This window comes from Massilia sp. AB1 (assembly GCF_018119385.1).
Taxonomy (GTDB): domain Bacteria; phylum Pseudomonadota; class Gammaproteobacteria; order Burkholderiales; family Burkholderiaceae_D; genus Telluria.
Map to the genome: position 1 here is coordinate 19,085 of NZ_JAGKSG010000022.1, position 18,139 is coordinate 37,223.

An 18,139-nucleotide genomic window follows, 5' to 3' on the forward strand; every position below is an offset into this window, starting at 1 on the left:
TCAGCGCAGGACGCCGGCCAGGTAGGCGTCGATCTCGCGCACGCAGGCTCCCGGCGCGCTCATGTGGGCGCAATGGCCGATGTTTTCGATCATGCGCAGGCTGGCGCGCGGCAGCTGCCGCTGCAGGAACTCGCCGGCCGTGCGCGGGGCGATCAGGTCGTCCGTGCACTGGAGGATGAGGGCCGGCGTGTTGGACGCGCGCACCTCGTCGCGCAGGTCGGACAGGAAGGTCACGCGCGCGAAGTGGCGCGCGATGTCGGGATTGCTGCGGCAGAAGCTGTCGGTCAGCTCCTTGCCCAGCTTGGGCTGGTTGGGCGAGCCCATGATCAGCGGCGCCATCGCCGTCGACCACTCCAGGTAGTTCTCTTCCATCCTGGCCAGCAGTTCCTCCAGGTCGCGCCTGGCGAAGCCGCCCAGGTAATAGCCGTCGTTGAGGTAGCAGGCCGAAGGGCCGATCATGACCTGGGCCGCGAAGCGCTCGGGCGCCTTGATGGTGGCCAGCATGCCGATCATGGCGCTCACCGAATGGCCGACGAAGACCACCGGCCCCTTGCCGAACTCGTCGACGATCTCGACCAGGTCGTCGGCGTAGCCGTGCAGGCTGCCGTATTTGGCGCGGTCGTAGGCGGCGTGGTCGGACTGGCCGCTGCCGACCAGGTCGAACAGCACGGTGCGGTAGCGCGTCGCGTAGTAGGGCGCCAGGAAGCGCCACATGTTCTGGTCGCAGCCGAAGCCATGCGCGAACACCAGGGTGGCGTCGCCGCCGCCGACGATATGGACGTTGTTGCGTCGCTGGACACTCATGCCGGATTCCTCACTGCCTGTTCAATCCTGGTCGTCATCGCCGTCGCCGCGTTCCAGTCTTGGAAATACTTTGACCAGCAGGATGCGCGGCCCGTTCATCTTTTTCACCACCACGTCGAAGCGCGGGAATTCGATGCGCTGGCCCTGCTTGGGAATATCGCCCAGCTTGGCCATCAAGAGGCCGCCGACCGATTCCACGTCGTCCAGGCCCATCTCTTCGTTGTCGATATCGATGCCGAGCACGCGCTCGAGCGAGAAGATCGGCAGGCTGGCCTTGCCGATGTAGGTGCCGTCGGCCTGCTTGAGCCAGTCGTTCTCGTTGAGGCGGAATTCGTCGCGGATCTCGCCCACCATCGCGCCCAGCAGGTTGTCGAGGGTGATGAAGCCGACCGGGCGCTTGCCCTTTTCGCCGATCAGGGCGAAGTGCGGGGCGCCGCTGCGGAAGCGCCGGAAGATGTCCTGGGCCGGGGTGCGCGCCGAGATCGTCTCGACCGGGCGCAGGAACTGGGTCAGGTCGGTGATCGCGCGCCCGGCCTGCAAGGCGAAGAACAGGTCCTTCAGGTGGATCACGCCCAGCACTTCCTCGCCGTCCTGGTCGAAATAGGGATAGCGCGAGAAGCGGTTGCGGCGCACCGTCTCCAGGTTCTGCTCCAGGCCGCGGCTGGCGTATAGCGCGCTCACCTCGTTAATCGGGCGCATCAGGTCCGACACCGCCAGCTGGCTGAAGTCGAGCGATTGCGCCAGGATGTTGCGCTCGTCGTGGGTAAACTTGCCGTCCGAGCCGCCCTTGCTTTCGCCCGCGCTGGTGCTGGTGTTGGTGCGCAGAATGAGCTTGAGTTCGTCGGTCGAGTAATGGGTGTCGTGGCTGCCGGCGCCGGCCAGGCCGGCCAGGCGCAGCACCGTGTTGGCGCTGGCGTTGAGCAGCCAGATCGCCGGATACATCGACCAGTAGAAGGCGTACAGCGGCAGGGCGCACCACAGCGCCACCGATTCCGGTACGCGGATCGCCAGCGTTTTCGGCGCCAGCTCGCCCACCACGATGTGCAGGAAGGAGATCACCGAGAAGGCGATGATGAAGGACACGCCATGGATCACTTCGGGCGAGGTGACGCCGGCCAGGGCGAACAGCGGTTCGAGCAGCCTGGCGAAGGCCGGCTCGCCGACCCAGCCCAGGCCCAGGGAGGCGAGGGTGATGCCCAGCTGGCAAGCCGACAGGTAGGCGTCGAGCTGGCCGTGCACCTTGGCCAGGATGCGTCCGCGCAGCCCCGCCGTCTTGGCGATGGCCCGGACACGGGTCTTGCGCAACGTGACGATGCCGAATTCGGCCGCCACGAAGAAGCCGTTCAGCGCAACCAGGAAGAGCGCAAGAACGACGAATAGAAAGTTTTCCATAAAGTTGAAGAGTTAACAAAAGGCAAAGCCGCCACCATTGTACCGCTCAATCACTCAACCGTTGGCCAGCGCGCCTTCGTGTACCGCATTGAGGATGGCCTCGACCGCCGGATGCTTGATCTTGCGTTCGTTCGAGATCGCGTAGAAGTGCTCGCGTACCTCGGGCACCCGGCCGACCAGGGCCGCGCCGAGCTGGATCTCGATCTGGGCGGCCGGCGCGGCCGGGGTAAAGAACAGGCCCAGCCCGCGCCGTCCGAAGGTGTTGAGCAGGGCGTTGTCCTCGAATTCGCCGGCCACGTCGGGGTGGATGCCATGGCGCTCGAACCAGGCGTCGATCTTGCCGCGCAATGCGGTGTCGCGGGTGGGCAGCAGGAAGGGAGCGCCGTGCAGCGAGCGCGGGAAGCCTTCGCGGTAGCTGTCGGCCAGGTGCGGGGCGCCGACCACGAACATCTCGCTTTCCGACAGCAGGTGGCTGAACACGCGCAGGGTGGTGCCGGTCGGCACCGCGCGGTCGGTCAGCACCACGTCGAGCTTGTGGAGCGCCAGGTCGCCGAGAAGCGCTTCATACTGGTCTTCGTAGCACACGAGCCTGACCTGTTTGTCGAGCTGGGTCGTGACTTCCAGCAACCGGTAGGCGGTGAACTTGGGCAGCGAATCCGAAATGCCCACCGTCAGGCGCAGGCGCGAGCTGCCGGATTCGTCCAGCGCTTCCTGCATCTGCTCGCCCAGCAGGAAGATCTGGTCCGCGTAGGACAGGACCAGGCGGCCCGCTTCGGTCAGGGTCAGCCGCCTGCCTTGCTGGGTGAACAAGGCCTTGCCGAAAGACTGTTCCAGCAGGGCCAGCTGGGTGCTGACAGTCTGGATGGCCAGGCCCAGGCGCTCGGCGGCGCGGGTGATGCTGCCTTCCTTGGCGACCACCCAGAAGTAGTGCAGGTGGCGGAAATTCGGGGGAGTGTTTTTCATTTCTTCCGTTTTTTAGAAGTAACTCTTCGATTATCTTCGCTTTTCCATGATGTTGCAAAAGCCTACACTGCGTCCACATTAATTTTTATATTCAACGGGAGAAAACCAATGAAGCATTTCACAGGGTCATTTTTCGTGACCTTCGTCTGCCTCGCGCTCGCGGGCTGGTGGGGCTATGAACACAGCGGCCTGGCCGGCGCGATGACCGCGATCGGTGTCGCGGCCATCCTGTCGATCATGGAGGTCTCGCTGTCCTTCGACAACGCCGTGGTCAACGCCTCGGTGCTCAAGGGCTGGGACGAGTTCTGGCTCAAGCTGTTCCTGGGCCTGGGCATGATCATCGCCGTGTTCGGCATGCGCCTCGTGTTCCCGCTGGTGATCGTGGCCGTGGCCGCAGACCTGGGCATGATGGACGTGTGGAACCTGGCGCTGACGGATCCGAAATCGTTCTCGTCGCACCTGACCAACCACCACGCGGAAGTGGCGGCCTTCGGCGGCATGTTCCTGCTGCTGGTGTTCCTGAACTTCCTGCTGGATGACGAGAAGGAAGTCCACTGGCTGGGCCACTTCGAGCGCAAGCTGGGTTCGCTGGGCAAGGTGTCCTCGATCTCGGTGATGATCGCGATCGCCGCGCTGCTGTTCAGCACGACCTACGTCGAAGAGGCGCAGAAGATGCTGGTCCTGATCGCCGGCATGTGGGGCATCCTTATCTACGTCGGCGTGGACATGATCTCCAGCCTGCTGGAGAAGGGCGAAGAAGGCGGCGGCGAAGTGGGCGACATGGTCAAGCGCGGCGGTATCGGCGGCTTCCTGTACCTCGAAGTGCTGGATGCATCGTTCAGCTTCGACGGCGTGATCGGCGCCTTCGCGATCACCACCGACGTCGTGATCATCATGCTGGGCCTGGCGATCGGCGCGATGTTCGTGCGTTCGATGACCGTCTTCCTGGTCAAGAAGGGCACCCTGGACGAATTTGTCTACCTGGAGCACGGCGCCCACTACGCGATCGGTATCCTGGCCGTGATCATGCTGGCGAGTATGAAGTTCCACGTGCCCGAGCTGGTGACGGGCCTGACGGGTGTGGCCTTCATCGCCGCCTCGCTGTGGAGCTCGATGCGCTACAAGAAGCAGCAGGCCGCGCTGGAAGCCAGCGGCGTAGAGAAACTGCCGGCCTAAGCAACAAGCGCGCCGTCCTGCGGGACGGCGCGGCAAGAACCCCGGCGAGCGGCAGAACACCAGCTCGCTGCGGTAGTACCCAGGTGTTCACATGTAGTCTTACTTAGGAGATTCACATCATGGCAATCAGTCTGCAAAAAGGCGGCAACGTCAACCTGTCGAAGGAAGCTCCTGGCCTGACCCAGCTGAAGGTCGGCCTCGGCTGGGACACGCGCGCCACCGATGGCGCAGCCTTCGACCTCGACGGCGCCGTGTTTCTGCTGAACTCGTCCGGCAAGGTCCGCTCGGACAGCGATTTCATCTTCTATAACAACCTGAAATCAAGCGACGGTTCGGTCGTGCACTCCGGCGACAACCGCACCGGCGAAGGCGAAGGCGACGACGAAACCGTCTCGATCGATCTGACCAAGGTCCCGGCCGACGTCGACAAGGTGGTGCTCGGCGTGACCATCCACGACGCCGAGAGCCGCCGCCAGAACTTCGGCATGGTCGGCAAGGCCTTCATCCGCTGCGTCAACGCCGGCAACAACCAGGAAATCGCCCGCTACGACCTGTCGGAAGACAGCTCGACCGAAGGCGCGATGATCTTCGGCGAGGTGTACCGCAACGGCGCCGACTGGAAGTTCCGCGCGATCGGCCAGGGCTTCGCCGGCGGCCTGGGGCCACTCGCCCGCAACTACGGCGTCAACGTTTAATTCATTAACAGGCGGCGGCCTCGCGAGAGGCCGCCTGAAGAAAGGAAGTCCACCATGCCAGTATTTACCGTGACCGGGGATGTCGATCCCTTCCTGCACGTGTCGATGCGCCGCGGCGAGACCATCTACTGCGAATCCGACGCGATGGTGATGATGGAATCGACGCTCGACCTGAAGGGCAAGATGAAGGGTGGCCTGGGCAGCGCCCTGATGCGCACCTTCGCCAACGGCGAGTCCTTCTTCCAGCAGCACATCGAAGCCACGCGCGGCGATGGCGACTGCCTGCTGTCGCCGACCCTGCCGGGCGCCATGCAGATCGTCGACTGCGGCCCGAACCAGTACATCATCAGCGACGGCGCCTTCGTCGCGGCCAGCAACGGCGTCGACCTGAAAGTGCGCACCCAGAACATCGGCAACGCCCTGTTCGCGCAGAGCGGCGGCTTCTTCGTGACCGAGACCACGGGCAGCGGCCAGGTGGTGGTGTCGGGCTTCGGCTCCATGTCCATGCTGGACGTCGAACCGGGCAAGGACGCCATCATCGACAACGCCCATGTGGTGTGCTGGGACAGCACCTTGCGCTACGAGATCTCGATCACGACCGGCACCAGCGGCGGCTTCCTGGGCAACCTGATCAACAGCCAGACCAGCGGCGAAGGCATGGTGCTGCGCTTCTCGGGCAAAGGCAAGGTCTACGTGTGCTCGCGCAACCGCAATGCCTTCAAGGCCTGGATGCAGCAGCCGCAGCGCGGCTAACCAAGAAAGGATTCATCATGGCAGTCAATTTGCAAAAGGGGCAGAAGATCTCGCTGGAGAAGGAAGCCGGCGGATCGCTGAACCGTGTGACGATGGGACTGGGCTGGGACGTGGCCAAGTCGAAGGGCTTCTTCGGCTTCGGCGGCGGCAAGTCGGAAAGCGTCGACCTGGACGCCTCGTGCGTGCTGTTCGACGAATCCAACCGTCCGGTGGACGTGGTCTGGTTCCGCCAGCTCAAGAGCCGTGACGGCAGCATCAGCCACAGCGGCGACAACCGCACCGGTGCGGGCGATGGCGACGACGAGCAGATCGTGGTGGAGCTGAACCGCGTGCCGGAAAGCGTCCGGTCGCTGGTGTTCACCGTGAACAGCTTCACCGGCCAGAACTTCTCGACCGTCGAGAACGCGTACTGCCGCCTGGTCAACGCGGCGAACAGCCAGGAAGTGGCGCGCTTCAACCTGTCGGTGCAGGGCTCGCACACGGCCCAGATCATGGCCAAGCTGTACCGCCACAACGGCGAATGGAAGATGCATGCGATCGGCGAGAACGGCGTCGGACGCACCTTCGACGACCTGATGCCGCAGATCGTGCCGCACCTGTAAATCTTGTAGTTCCTGTAGTTCCTGTAGTGCCTGTAGTACCTGTTGGTGTGTTTTTGCTTTTGTAAGTGTCTCCCGCCATTTGCCGGGGCTTCGAGCCCCGGCTTTTTTTCGCCTGTCATTCGCAAGTCCCGGCGGTGGGGCCCTGGCGGCGAACTTCAGCCGCCTGGGCCGATTGCCGCCTGCTCGCCGGCTGCGGACAAGCCGAGCCGGAACGCATCCTGAAAATCGCGCACGCGCTGGAGAATGAGATCGAACGCGGGCGGCTCGGTGCTGAACATCTCCGCCCGCATGGCGGCGTAGTCTTTGCGCCACTCGTCGACCTGTTCTTCGGTCGGTAGAACGTCCAGCGTGGCCGGATGACGGGGCGCATAGTCCACCCACGTCTGCCTGAAGAACACCCGCCTGTGCGCAGCCACTTGTTCGAAAAGGGTGAGGTCCGCAGCCGCAGCGCGGGCGACGCCGTGGCCGATCAAGCTGTACAGGTCGTAATAGTGACGCGCCATCCTTCCGCGACGCGCCTTGTCTGCGGGGCGGAATCGCTCTTCATGCAATAGCATGGCCTTTTCCCAAAAGGTCCTTTCGGGAGCCAGAACCTGAACCTGGACCGGGGCGATTTCCAGTTTAGGAAATAGTTCGGCATCTATTTGTCGTCCTCGGCGAGCTCGCGCATGATGTTGCCTATCCAGACCGGTGCGAGCGGATAGTCCCGCTTCAGGACCGCTTTATCTTCCCGTGTCAGTCTGCGTTTCAGACTGGCGATCATATCCGGCCCGATATTTTCTTTCTTGAGGTGGCGGAGTGCCTGGATGACCAGACCACTGATGCGGCCGGCAGTCGCCATGTTCTTGGGCGTAGTGTGCTTCAACACCAAAGCCTGGTGGCCGACGATGACGGTACGGGAGGGGCCGTCAGTCAGGAAGCTGGGTTTCAGCGGTACCTGTTCGCTGAGACCGAGCAGGTTGGCCGCGTAGGCTCCGGAGGGTTGCAGGCGCACAGCGGATTTTCTTTCGATCGACTGGGCAATGGTGGATGCCTCTGGTTCGAGGATTCCGAAAATGTCGTGCTCTCGAGGTACGTCGTAGATTCCCCGGGCCAGGCGCCGCAGCTTTCCTTCATTACGGAGGCGTGACAATGCCTTGTCGACGGCCGCACGGCTCCCAAGATGGGCGAAGTCGGCGGCACTAAAGACTTTTCCGGGAGATGCTTTGGAAATCAGCTTTCGTATGGACGCGTCGGTGCCGGGCTTGTGCTGTGCACGCGTCCTCGGGGTATTGCGGGACTCGGGAAGAGATGCGCTCATGTCAGAAATTTTAGCACTTTTTTCGGACAAGGATGCTCATTCTCTGTCCGAAAAATTAGCTATTATTTCTGACTATGCCGAGCAATTTCTGTCAGAAGAAAATATAGATTTTTCTGACAATGGCCATGCTCCTCCACAGCGGGCAACAATGACCAGCACTGTGAGCCGGCCATTGATATCAGGCAAACTTACTCAGCGCTTCAGTTGCGACAGGTCGCGCACCGCGCCGCGGTCCGCCGAGGTGGTGAGCGCCGCATAGGCCTGCAGCGCCTGCGACACCACGCGCTCGCGGTTCACAGGCTGCCAGGCGTCGCGTCCGCGCGCTTCCATCGCCGCGCGGCGCTGCGCCAGGGTCTCCGGCGCCACGCGCAGGTTGATGCTGCGGGCCGGGATGTCGATGTCGATCAGGTCGCCTTCTTCCACCAGGCCGATCGCGCCGCCTTCGGCCGCTTCCGGCGAGGCGTGGCCGATCACCAGGCCCGACGAGCCGCCCGAGAAGCGGCCGTCGGTGAACAGGGCGCAGGCCTTGCCCAGGCCCTTGGACTTGATGTACGAGGTCGGGTAGAGCATCTCCTGCATGCCGGGGCCGCCCTTCGGGCCTTCGTAGCGGATGATGACGACGTCGCCCGCATGGACCGTGTCGCCGAGGATCGCGTCGACCGCCGCGTCCTGGCTTTCGAACACGCGCGCCTTGCCGGAGAACTGCAGGATGCTCTCATCCACGCCGGCCGTCTTCACGATGCAGCCCTTCTCGGCGATGTTCCCGTACAGGACCGCCAGGCCGCCGTCCTGCGAATAGGCGTGCTCGCGGTCGCGGATGCAGCCAAGGCTGCGGTCCAGGTCATTGGCATCAAAGCGTTCGGACTGCGAGAAGGCCACCTGGGTCGGCACGCCGCCCGGCGCGGCGCGGAACAGCTGGTGGACCTCGCGGTCGTCGCTGCGGCGGATGTCGTACTTCTCGATCGCTTCACCCATGGTCGGGCTGTGCACCGTGGGCAGGGAAGTGTCGAGCAGGCCGGCGCGCGCCAGCTCGCCCAGGATGGAGATGATGCCGCCGGCGCGGTGCACGTCCTCGATGTGGTACTTGTCGGTCATCGGCGCCACCTTGCACAGGCAGGGCACCTCGCGCGAAATGCGGTCGATGTCGGCCATCGTGAACTCCACCTGCGCTTCGTGCGCGGCCGCCAGCAGGTGCAGCACGGTGTTGGTCGAGCCGCCCATCGAGACGTCGAGCGCCATCGCATTCTCGAAGGCGGCCTTGGTGGCGATCGAGCGCGGCAAGACCGAGTAGTCGTCCTGTTCGTAGTGGCGCTTGGCCAGCTCCACGATCAGGCGGCCGGCGCGCAGGAACAGCTCCCTGCGGTCCGAGTGGGTGGCGACGATGGTGCCGTTGCCCGGCAGGGACAGGCCCAGCGCCTCGGTCAGGCAGTTCATCGAGTTGGCGGTGAACATGCCCGAGCAGGAACCGCAGGTGGGGCAGGCCGAGCGCTCGGCTTCCAGCACGTCGGCGTCGGACACATTGGCGTCGCCGGCCTTGATCATGGCGTCGATCAGGTCCAGCTTGATCACCTTGCGGTCGTTGTTGACGACCTTGACCACCTTGCCCGCTTCCATCGGGCCGCCGGAGACGAACACCACCGGGATGTTCAGTCGCATCGCGGCCATCAGCATGCCGGGGGTGATCTTGTCGCAGTTGGAGATGCAGACCATGGCGTCGGCGCAGTGGGCGTTGACCATGTACTCGACCGAGTCGGCGATCAGGTCGCGCGAGGGCAGGGAGTACAGCATGCCGCCGTGGCCCATGGCGATGCCGTCGTCGACGGCGATGGTGTTGAATTCCTTGGCCACGCCGCCGGCCGCTTCGATCTCGCGTGCGACCAGCTGGCCCAGGTCCTTCAGGTGCACGTGGCCGGGCACGAACTGGGTGAAGGAATTGACGACGGCGATGATCGGCTTCTCGAAGTCGCCGTCCTTCATGCCGGTGGCGCGCCACAGCGCGCGGGCGCCGGCCATGTTGCGGCCCTGGGTCGTGGTACGGGAACGGTAAGTTGGCATGGGATTTCCTCGTGCTGCGCAAATGAAAGCCCTAGCGTGCCTGCTCGGCCGTGAGTTGTCCAATACATCATTTCCATTCCTGTGATATGTATTGCATATCACAGATGCGCTCAGTGCTCTTCAGGCCTAGCGCTAAGGACGATGCAATCAGACCGCCGGCAGCCAGACCGTGAAGGTGCTGCCCTGGCCGGCGCCTGCGCTGCGTGCTTCGACGTCGCCGCCGTGCAGGGCCACCATGTTGCGCACCAGGGCCAGGCCGATGCCGAGGCCTCCCTGCGAGCGGTCCGGCGTGCGCTCGGCCTGGGTGAACAGGTCGAACACGTGGGGCAGCAGGCCGGGCTCGATGCCGATGCCGTCGTCGCTGACCTGCAGGTTGATGCCGCTGCCTGCGCGCGCCACCGTCAGGCGCACATGGCCGCCCGGCGGCGTGTACTTGGCGGCGTTGTTCAGCAGGTTGGTCAAGACCTGCACCAGCCGGGTGGCGTCGCCCAGCACGCGCGCCGCGCCGGCCTCGAGGGCCAGCTCGAAGCGGTGGCGGCGCGTTTCCAGCAGGGGCCGCGCCTGTTCGATCGCGCTGGCCACCACGCTCTCGATGTCGAGCACCTTGCGATCCAGTTCGATCAGGCCGCGCGTCACGCGCGACACGTCCAGCAGGTCGTCCACCAGCGCCGTCAGGTGGCGCACCTGGCGGCCGATCACTTCACTCGAGCGGCGCACGTACGCGTCGCTCGCCGCCAGCTTGAGCACTTCGGCCGCCGCCGAGATCGGCGCTAGCGGATTGCGCAGCTCGTGGGCGAGCATGGCCAGGAATTCGTCCTTGCGCCGGTCCTGCTCGCGCAGCGAAGCGTACAGGCGGGCGTTCTCGAAGCCGTTGGCGGCGATGGCCGCCAGCTGCACCAGGATCGCCTCGTCCTCGTCGCTGAATTCGCCCTCGATCTTGTCCGAGGCGTGTATGAGGCCGATGCGGCCGCCCTTGCGGCTCACCAGCGGCACGCTCAGGCGGCTGCGTTCGAAATCCACTGCGGCGTCTTCGGCGCCCAGCTTGACCTCGGCGTGGCGCACGCCGAGGATGTCGCGCACTTCCAGCGCCAGGGTGTCGGCGATGTCCTCGCTCGACAGCGCGGCATGCAGGTTCTGCGAGGCGCGCGCCACCTTGGCCAGCAGGGCCGACTGGCGGCGCTCGCGGTGCAGGCGCTGCGCCAGCTCGGCGCGCTCGGCGACCGCGTCGTCGATGTCGGTATTGGTGCCGATCCACTCGCGCACTTCGCCGTCCTCGTTCAGGATGGGCACGGCCTTGACGGCGGTCCAGCGGTATTCGCCGTCGGCGCGCCGCACCCGGTAGTCGCCGACGAAGACCGACTTGGCCGCCAGGCACTCGTTCCACTTGCGGCTGGTGTGTTCGCGGTCGTCGGGATGCAGGGCGTCGAGCCAGCCGAAGTCGCGCGTCTGCTCCCGGCTCTGGCCGGTATACGCGCGCCAGGACGGCATGTCGTCGATCACGCGTCCGTCGCCAGCGGTGGTCCAGACCATGTGCGTGGTCGCCATCACCAAGGAGCGGAAGCGTTCCTCGCGCTGGCGCAGGGCGGTCTCCGCTTCGACCCGCTTGGTGATGTCTTCGTGCATCAGCATCACTTCGAGCAGCCTGCCGTCGGTATCCTTGATCGGATGGGCGCGCGCGGTGACCCAGCGCGCCGGGCCGGGATAGCCGAGTTCCGCGGTGTCGTAGCGGATGGCGGGGATCTCGACCAGTTCGCCGGCCAGGGCCCGCTCCAGGTAGGGCGCGATCCCGGTCGCGTGCAGCTGCGGATCGTGCAGGATGTTGTAGGCCTCGCTCAGGACATAGGCGTAGACCTCGCTGCCTTCGCGGATATGCCACAGCTCTTCCCATGCCTTGTTCACGCACAGGGTGAGGCCGGAGGGCGACAGGATCTGGATGCTGACGCGGGCCTGCTCGAACAGCTCCCGGAATCGCATGTCGTCGTGGGCGCTGGTCCCCTTACTGTGAATCAAAGGCATGGTGGTGCGTGTTCTCCGTTCAGGCTTGGGCGGCGGCGGGCGCCGCCTGCGGCTTGCCCAGCACCAGCATACCAAACGCGGTGGCGAACACGTACATGCTGATCGAGTAGATCGCGGCCGGCACCATCAGCTGGAAGTCGCCCAGCACCGATACCGCGACAAAGATCGCCAGGGTCGAGTTGTGGATGCCGATCTCGTAGCCGATCGCCACGGCGTTGGCCTTGTCCATGCCCAGCAGGCGCGGCACGTAGTAGCCCAGGCCCAGGCTCAGGATGTTGAAGGCGATGACGGCCAGGCCGATGGTGGCGAAGGACGAGGTGAGGGCGCTCCATTCCTTGGCGAAGGCGATGATCGCCAGCAGGGCCAGTACCAGCATCGAGAAGCGCTTCATCGGCTTGTCCATGCGGGCGGCGAAACCGGGCGCGCGGCGCTTGACCAGCATCCCGACCGCCACCGGGATCAGGACGATGCCGATCACCTCGATCACCTTCCCGGTCTGCATCGGCACCACCTGGCCGCTCTTCGAGAAGGTGTCGATGGCGAAGTTGGCGATCAGCGGCAGGCTGACGATGGACAGCAGGGTGTTGATCGCCGTGAGCGAGATGTTCATGGCGACGTTCCCGCCAAACAGGTGGCTGAACAGGTTGGCCGAGACGCCGCCCGGCGAGGCGGCCAGCAGCATCAGGCCGACCGCGTAGATGGGCGGCACACCGAACAGCACGATGAGGCCGTAGCAGATCGCCGGCAGCACCAGGGCCTGCAGCGCCAGCGCCACGACCACCGCCTTCGGGTGGCCGAGCAGGCGGCGGAAGTCGCCGAGCGTGAGGGACAGGCCGAGTCCGAACATGATCAGGGCCAGGGCGCCGATCAGGAGGGTGGGCAGCAGGGTGATGAAATTGCTCATGGTGTCTCCTTGTGATTATTTTTGTAAGGCGACAGTGTAGTGCACGGCGGTACGAAAAAACCGCCTGTGCAGCATGAAAGCTGAGGAAAGCTCAGGAAAGATGGAAGCGGACGTAGTCGCCCAGCAGCTTGGCGCTCGCAGGCGGCACCTGGGTGAAGCGCAGGCTGAGGCGGACATCGTCGCGCAGGAAGACGCTGGCCACCGTCTGGGCCGGCAGGTCGAAGTGGTGGATGGCGGCCTGGATGAACAGCGAGAAACGCACACGGCAATTCAGGCCGCCGGGCAGCGCATGCGGCAGGAGCAGACCCATGCCGCCCAGGCCGACGTCGAGCGTGCGGCCGTGCAGCGGCGGATGGCCGGGAATCTCGATGCAAGCGCGGACGCGGCAGATCCGGCGCGGACCGTCGCGCGATTCAAGGGCGGTCGAGGGAGTATGAGAAGCAAGTGCACGCACGACTAGATACGATCGTTCGTTAAAAAAGGCAGGCAAGAGTATGACATCTTGCTATTTGCTTGTCCGCCAATCTGCATGGTTTCCTGTCAATTTAGTTGCCGTAAAACAACGTTCAAGATCAATGCCCGCGCCGCTGCACCAGGGCCGTGCCGACACCATGGCGCTTGCCTTCGCTGACGGCGGTGACGGTGCCGTCCGGGTTGAACACCAGCGCATTCGCAGCGCCGATTTCCTCCGGTTTCGCTTCCCAGCGGTGGCCGAAGGCTTCCAGGGCGCGCGCCTGCGCGCTGCCCGCGAAGCCCGGCTCGATCGAGCTGGCCTCGCCATTGCGTTCGCTGATGCGCGGCGCGTCGAGGGCTTCGTGCATCGGCATCTTGAGGTCGAGGTAATTGACGATGGTTTGCAGCACCGTGGTGATGATGGTGGAGCCGCCCGGACTGCCGATGCTGAAGGCCGGCTTGCCGTCCTTGAGCGCGATGGTCGGCGCCATGCTGGAACGCGGGCGCTTGCCGGCTTCCGGCACGTTGGGGTGGGGGCCGCTGAAGTCGAAGTCGGTCATCTCGTTGTTGAGGATGAAGCCATAGCCCGGCACCACGATGCCGCTGCCGCCCCAGGATTCGATGGTGAAGGTGTAGGAGACCACATTGCCGTCCTTGTCCGACACCGTCAGGTGGGTGGTGTGCAGGCTGTCCGGCTGCATGCGCTGGGCTTGCGGACGCAGGGGCACGCTCTGGTCGTCCTGGAAAATGTAGGGATCGCCCGCCGCCACGTTCGCCGCGGCGCGCTGCTGGATGAGTTTGCGGCGCTGGGCCGCGTACTGCTTGGACAGCAGGCCGGCGACCGGTGCGTCCAGGTATTCGGGATCGGCCAGGTAGGCGTTGCGGTCGGCGAAGGCCAGGCGGCTGGCCTCCAGGTAAAGGTGCTCGGCCTGGGCGCGCGGCATGGACGCCAGGTCATAGCCTTCCAGGATGTTGAGCGCCTCGGCCACGGTCGCGCCGCCGCTCGAGGGCAGGGGCATGCCGTAGATGTCGTAGCCGCGGTAGGTGCTGTGCAGCGGCAGGCGGATGCGCGCCTCGTAGTTGGCCAGGTCGGCCAGGGTCATGCGGCCGGGACGCACGCTCTTGCCCGGCGCGACCGGCGGGCGGTTGACGGCATCGACGATGGCGCGCGCGATCGCCCCTTCGTAGAAGGCGTCGACGCCGCCGGCCGCGATTTCCCGGTAGGCCTTGGCCATGCCGGGGTTGCGCAGCAGGGTGCCGGCGGGAAGCGGCTTGCCCTTGCTCAGGTAGAGCGCGCTGGTGCTCTGGAATTGCTGAAATTTCCTTTCATTTTCGGTCGCCAGGTGAAAGAAAGTTTCATTGAGCCGGAAGCCCTTGTCGGCGACGGCGATGGCGGGCGCCAGCACCTGCCTGAAGCGCATGCTGCCGTAGCGTTCCAGCGCCTCGTGCCAGCCGCGCACCGTGCCCGGCACGCCCACCGCCGCGCCGCTGGCCACCGCGGTCTCGAAGTCGATTTCCTTGCCGTTGGCCTGGAACACGGCGGGCGTGAAGCTGGCCGGCGCGGTCTCGCGGTGGTCGATGGTGATCACGCGCTTGTCCTTGGCCAGGTAGATGAGCATGAAGCCGCCGCCGCCGATGCCGCAGCTGAAGGGATCGGTCACGCCCAGCGTGGCGGCCGCGGCCACCGCCGCGTCGACGGCGTTGCCGCCCTGGTTCAGGATGGTCATCGCCGACTGCGAGGCCTGCTCGCTGATGGTGGCGACCGCGCCGCCGGTGCCGGTGGCTACCGGGGTCTTCGCCAGCACCGGCAGCTGGACGACGATGGACAGCACCAGCCCGTACGCGAGCGCGTTTGCCTTCATGGATGCTCCTGGCCGTGAGCCTGGGCTCACATGGCGTACATGTTGAACACTACCGGATACGAAACCGGACGGGCCTCCGCCAGTCCGCGCGGCGGCGCCACCAGGTTGCGGTCGAGTTCGATGCGCGAGCCGCGCAGGGCCGGGCTGGTGTGCCCAGGGCGGCCGGGCACGAGGTAGAAGGCCTGGGCTACGCTATTGCCGATGCGCAGGGTGAAGCGGTAGGCCACCTGGCCCGCCCACATGCAGCGCGCGTTCTCGGGGCAGCGGCTGTCGTCGGCGCCTTCGTAGGTGAGGGTCACGCGCTGGTCGAGCGGCAGCACCTGGCGCTCGACCAGGGTGTAGCGGGCTTCGGGAAGGCGCTCGTTGCTGGCGCAGGCGCTCAGCGCGCCGGCGGCCAGGAGGGAACAGAAAACACGGAGCAGGGGGCGCATGCGGTGTCATCCATGTGTTGGGGTGGAGCGCCCATCATAGCAAAACCATAACAGCCGGGTCGCGCGCGACGGCAAACCGAAGTCACATTGCCGTCACATTCGGCCGCTATCCTTTTTTCGTGGTCCAAAACAACACATCCTTAAACCAGAAATAGGAATACCAAGCCAATGATCAAGAAGATCCTCGCCGGCGCCGCCGCCGCACTCGTGATGACGACCTCGTTTGCCGCCGACATCACCGGCGCGGGCGCAACCTTCCCGTACCCGATCTACGCCAAGTGGGCCGAGTCGTACAAGGCGGCGACCGGCACCGGCCTGAACTACCAGTCGGTGGGCTCGGGCGCCGGCATCAAGCAGATCAAGGCCAAGACCGTCGACTTCGGCGCCTCGGACATGCCGCTCAAGGCGGAAGACCTGGACAGCGACGGCCTGATGCAGTTCCCGGCCATCATGGGCGGCGTGGTCGCCGTGGTCAACGTCGAGGGCGTCACCCCCGGCCAGCTGAAGCTGACCGGCCCGGTCATCGCCGACATCTACCTGGGCAAGATCGCCAAGTGGAACGCGGCCGAGATCGCGGCCCTGAACCCGGGCGTGAAACTGCCGGACGCCGACATCACCGTCGTGCACCGCGCCGACAGCTCGGGCACCTCCTTCCTGTTCACCGACTACCTGTCCAAGGTCAGCCCGGACTGGAAGAGCAAGGTCGGCGCCGGCACCGCGGTCAAGTGGGCCGTGGGCGTGGGCGGCAAGGGCAACGAAGGCGTGGCCGCCAACGTGCAGCGCATCAAGGGCGCGATCGGCTATGTCGAGTGGGCCTACGCCAAGAAGAACAAGCTGTCGCACACCCAGCTGAAGAACAAGGACGGCGCCTTCCTGCAGCCGGACGACGAGCACTTCAAGGCCGCCGCCGCCAGCGCCGAATGGACCAAGGCCCCGGGCTTCGGCGTGGTGCTGACCGACCAGGCGGGCAAGCAGAGCTGGCCGATCACCGGCGTGTCCTACATCCTGATGCACAAGAGCCAGGCCAATGCCGAGAAGGGCGCCGAAGTCGTGAAGTTCTTCGACTGGGCCTTCAAGAACGGCGCCCCGGCCGCGGCTGAACTCGATTACGTGCCGCTGCCGGCATCGGTGGTCAAGCAGGTGCAGGCTTCCTGGAAGAGCAGCCTGAAAGACGGTTCGGGCAAGGCGATCTACTAAGCCCTCCGCACCGCAAGCTGTCCGGCGGCCTGGGCCGCCGGATTGTTTTCCTGGCCTGCGTTACGTTCATTGAGCTTCCCATGACAAGGTCCAATACGATCGTCCTGGTGGTCGACGACAAGCCGGCGGTTGCCGAACTGCTCAAGTTCTCGCTGCACGAGGACGAGTGGATCTGGCACAGCGTGCCGAGTCTGGCGCAGGCCTGGGACTTCATCGGGCGCGAGCGCCCGGAACTGCTGCTGCAGGAATCGATGCTGCGCCAGGAAGGCGGGATGCGCCTGCTGGCGCGCCTGCGCGGCGACCATCGCCTGCGCGAGCGTCCCGTGATCCTGCTGGCGGCCGATTGCGCCGAGGGCGAGCGCGCCGTTTGCGAACCGGCTCCCGCGCCGGCTCCCGAATTCCCTCCCCAGCCGCTGGACGAAGGCCTCGAGTCGCGCGTGCTGCGCTCCGGCCGCCTGGTGCTCGACCCGCTGAGCTGCAGCGTGCGCGTGGGCAGCCACAAGGTCGAGGTGCGCCATGCCGAATACCGGCTGCTGCGCTTCCTGCTGTGCCATCCGGGGCAGGTATTCTCGCGCGCCCAGCTGCTGGCGCATTTGTGGGAGACGCCGGATACCCTGGACCAGCGCACCATCGACGTCCACGTGCTGCGCCTGCGCAAGGCCCTGGGGCGCGCCAAGTCCCTGATCAAGACCGTGCGCGGCGCGGGCTACATGCTCTCGCCGACCTGAGGCGTCTGGCATTTGCTTTCAGGGCAAACGGCCGTACACTGAGCCCTGGAGAAGTTCGCTGTCGGCCGTCGAGGCCACACCGGTCCAGCCAATATGAAGCGCTACCTTTCGTTGCTGTTGCTGTTGCTGCTGTCCGCCTGTGGACAAGCGCCGACAGGCCCGGCGGCTCCAGGAGCCGGGCCCGACGCGTACCGCGCAACAGCGGCGCCCGGGGCGGCCGCCTACGCCGTCGATCCGGGCGCCTCGTTCGTCGCCGTCACGGTTCGCCGCGCGGGCCTCATGGCGCGGCTCGGGCACGACCACGTGGTGGCCAGCCGCACCCTGGCTGGCTATGTCTCGCCCGGTGCGGACCGGGCCGAGGTCTCGTTTCGTGCCGACCAGATGACGGTCGACGATCCGCAACTGCTGCGTGACGCGGGGATCGCCACGCAGCCGTCGCCACAGGCAGTCGAGGGCACGCGCAAGAACATGCTCGGCCCGGTGCTGGAGGCGCAGCGCTATCCGGTAGTGCTGCTGCGTGCGGAGCGGCTGGCCGACGGCCGCCCGCGTCTTGCCGTCACCTTGCACGGCGTCACGCACCGGCTGGATCTGCCGGCCACGGTCCAGGCCGATGCGGCGCAGGTGAGTGCGAGCGGAACGCTGCGCCTGAAGCAAACCGATTTCGGCATCACGCCGTTCTCGGTTGGCGGGGGGCTGCTGTCGGTGCAGGATGAGCTGGAGGTGCGCTACAGCATCGTGGCACGGCGCTAGAGACGATGTCATCAGGATGACATCTTCCATCAGTAAGCTGACAACAGATGCCTTACTG

Annotated in this window: 18 protein-coding genes; 7 read left to right on the top strand and 11 right to left on the bottom strand. The window is 65.4% G+C overall.

Annotated elements, in window-relative coordinates; translation table 11 throughout:
* From J8847_RS14010 to nhaR, 3 genes are read right to left on the bottom strand one after another with little or no spacing between them, the layout of a single operon-like run.
* Positions 1 to 804: an alpha/beta fold hydrolase gene (locus J8847_RS14010; RefSeq protein WP_211525330.1), complete on the bottom strand. Its 804-nt coding sequence runs from the start codon at positions 802 to 804 to the stop codon at positions 1 to 3.
* A 21-nt stretch (positions 805 to 825) separates the two neighbouring features.
* Positions 826 to 2,196 carry a hemolysin family protein gene (locus J8847_RS14015; protein ID WP_211525331.1) on the bottom strand — a complete coding sequence of 457 codons (1,371 nt, stop codon included), beginning with the start codon at positions 2,194 to 2,196 and terminating at the stop codon, positions 826 to 828.
* Positions 2,197 to 2,250: 54 nt separating this feature from the next.
* Positions 2,251 to 3,159, bottom strand: a complete 909-nt coding sequence (nhaR, locus tag J8847_RS14020; RefSeq protein ID WP_211525332.1) for a transcriptional activator NhaR — start codon at positions 3,157 to 3,159, stop codon at positions 2,251 to 2,253.
* Positions 3,160 to 3,267: 108 nt separating this feature from the next.
* On the opposite strand from nhaR, the gene J8847_RS14025 reads away from it, so the two are divergent.
* The 4 genes from J8847_RS14025 to J8847_RS14040 all read left to right on the top strand — a co-directional run bounded on the left by J8847_RS14025 (position 3,268) and on the right by J8847_RS14040 (position 6,385).
* Entirely contained in the window at positions 3,268 to 4,335 is a 1,068-nt protein-coding gene (locus J8847_RS14025) for a DUF475 domain-containing protein (protein WP_211525333.1), read from the top strand.
* A 119-nt stretch (positions 4,336 to 4,454) separates the two neighbouring features.
* Entirely contained in the window at positions 4,455 to 5,030 is a 576-nt protein-coding gene (locus J8847_RS14030; protein WP_211525334.1) for a TerD family protein, read from the top strand.
* Positions 5,031 to 5,084: 54 nt separating this feature from the next.
* Positions 5,085 to 5,783 carry a TIGR00266 family protein gene (locus J8847_RS14035; RefSeq protein WP_211525335.1) on the top strand — a complete coding sequence of 233 codons (699 nt, stop codon included), beginning with the start codon at positions 5,085 to 5,087 and terminating at the stop codon, positions 5,781 to 5,783.
* A gap of 17 nt (positions 5,784 to 5,800) precedes the next feature.
* Positions 5,801 to 6,385, top strand: coding sequence for a TerD family protein (locus J8847_RS14040; RefSeq protein ID WP_211525336.1), 585 nt, complete (start codon positions 5,801 to 5,803; stop codon positions 6,383 to 6,385).
* 155 nt (positions 6,386 to 6,540) lie between these two features.
* Here J8847_RS14040 and J8847_RS14045 read toward each other — a convergent pair whose 3' ends face one another.
* The 8 genes from J8847_RS14045 to J8847_RS14080 form a co-directional block, all read right to left on the bottom strand.
* Complete coding sequence (locus J8847_RS14045) at positions 6,541 to 7,071, bottom strand: nucleotidyl transferase AbiEii/AbiGii toxin family protein (protein ID WP_211525389.1); 531 nt, start codon at positions 7,069 to 7,071, stop codon at positions 6,541 to 6,543.
* Positions 7,026 to 7,685, bottom strand: coding sequence for a DUF6088 family protein (locus tag J8847_RS14050; RefSeq protein WP_211525337.1), 660 nt, complete (start codon positions 7,683 to 7,685; stop codon positions 7,026 to 7,028). Before J8847_RS14050 ends, J8847_RS14045 begins: the two co-directional genes overlap by 46 nt.
* Positions 7,686 to 7,877: 192 nt before the next feature.
* Complete coding sequence (ilvD, locus tag J8847_RS14055) at positions 7,878 to 9,740, bottom strand: dihydroxy-acid dehydratase (protein WP_211525338.1); 1,863 nt, start codon at positions 9,738 to 9,740, stop codon at positions 7,878 to 7,880.
* Between the two features lie 147 nt (positions 9,741 to 9,887).
* A complete protein-coding gene (locus tag J8847_RS14060; RefSeq protein WP_211525339.1) occupies positions 9,888 to 11,756 on the bottom strand; it encodes a PAS domain-containing sensor histidine kinase in 1,869 nt (622 codons plus the stop codon).
* A gap of 19 nt (positions 11,757 to 11,775) precedes the next feature.
* Positions 11,776 to 12,660: a bile acid:sodium symporter family protein gene (locus J8847_RS14065; RefSeq protein WP_211525340.1), complete on the bottom strand. Its 885-nt coding sequence runs from the start codon at positions 12,658 to 12,660 to the stop codon at positions 11,776 to 11,778.
* Positions 12,661 to 12,751: 91 nt separating this feature from the next.
* The gene (locus tag J8847_RS14070) at positions 12,752 to 13,114 is read right to left on the bottom strand and encodes a PilZ domain-containing protein (RefSeq protein WP_211525341.1); all 363 of its coding nucleotides are present in this window, start codon (positions 13,112 to 13,114) and stop codon (positions 12,752 to 12,754) included.
* A gap of 118 nt (positions 13,115 to 13,232) precedes the next feature.
* Positions 13,233 to 14,975, bottom strand: a complete 1,743-nt coding sequence (gene ggt / locus J8847_RS14075) for a gamma-glutamyltransferase (RefSeq protein WP_211525342.1) — start codon at positions 14,973 to 14,975, stop codon at positions 13,233 to 13,235.
* 26 nt (positions 14,976 to 15,001) lie between these two features.
* Complete coding sequence (locus J8847_RS14080; RefSeq protein ID WP_211525343.1) at positions 15,002 to 15,406, bottom strand: hypothetical protein; 405 nt, start codon at positions 15,404 to 15,406, stop codon at positions 15,002 to 15,004.
* 168 nt (positions 15,407 to 15,574) lie between these two features.
* Here J8847_RS14080 and pstS point away from each other — a divergent pair, with 168 nt between their 5' ends.
* The 3 genes from pstS to J8847_RS14095 all read left to right on the top strand — a co-directional run bounded on the left by pstS (position 15,575) and on the right by J8847_RS14095 (position 18,081).
* Positions 15,575 to 16,603 (top strand): phosphate ABC transporter substrate-binding protein PstS, encoded by a 1,029-nt coding sequence (pstS, locus tag J8847_RS14085; protein WP_211525344.1) that lies wholly within the window; start codon positions 15,575 to 15,577, stop codon positions 16,601 to 16,603.
* Between the two features lie 80 nt (positions 16,604 to 16,683).
* Positions 16,684 to 17,331 (top strand): response regulator transcription factor, encoded by a 648-nt coding sequence (locus tag J8847_RS14090; RefSeq protein ID WP_211525345.1) that lies wholly within the window; start codon positions 16,684 to 16,686, stop codon positions 17,329 to 17,331.
* Positions 17,332 to 17,424: 93 nt separating this feature from the next.
* Positions 17,425 to 18,081, top strand: coding sequence for a YceI family protein (locus J8847_RS14095; protein ID WP_211525346.1), 657 nt, complete (start codon positions 17,425 to 17,427; stop codon positions 18,079 to 18,081).
* Positions 18,082 to 18,139 lie beyond the last annotated feature (58 nt).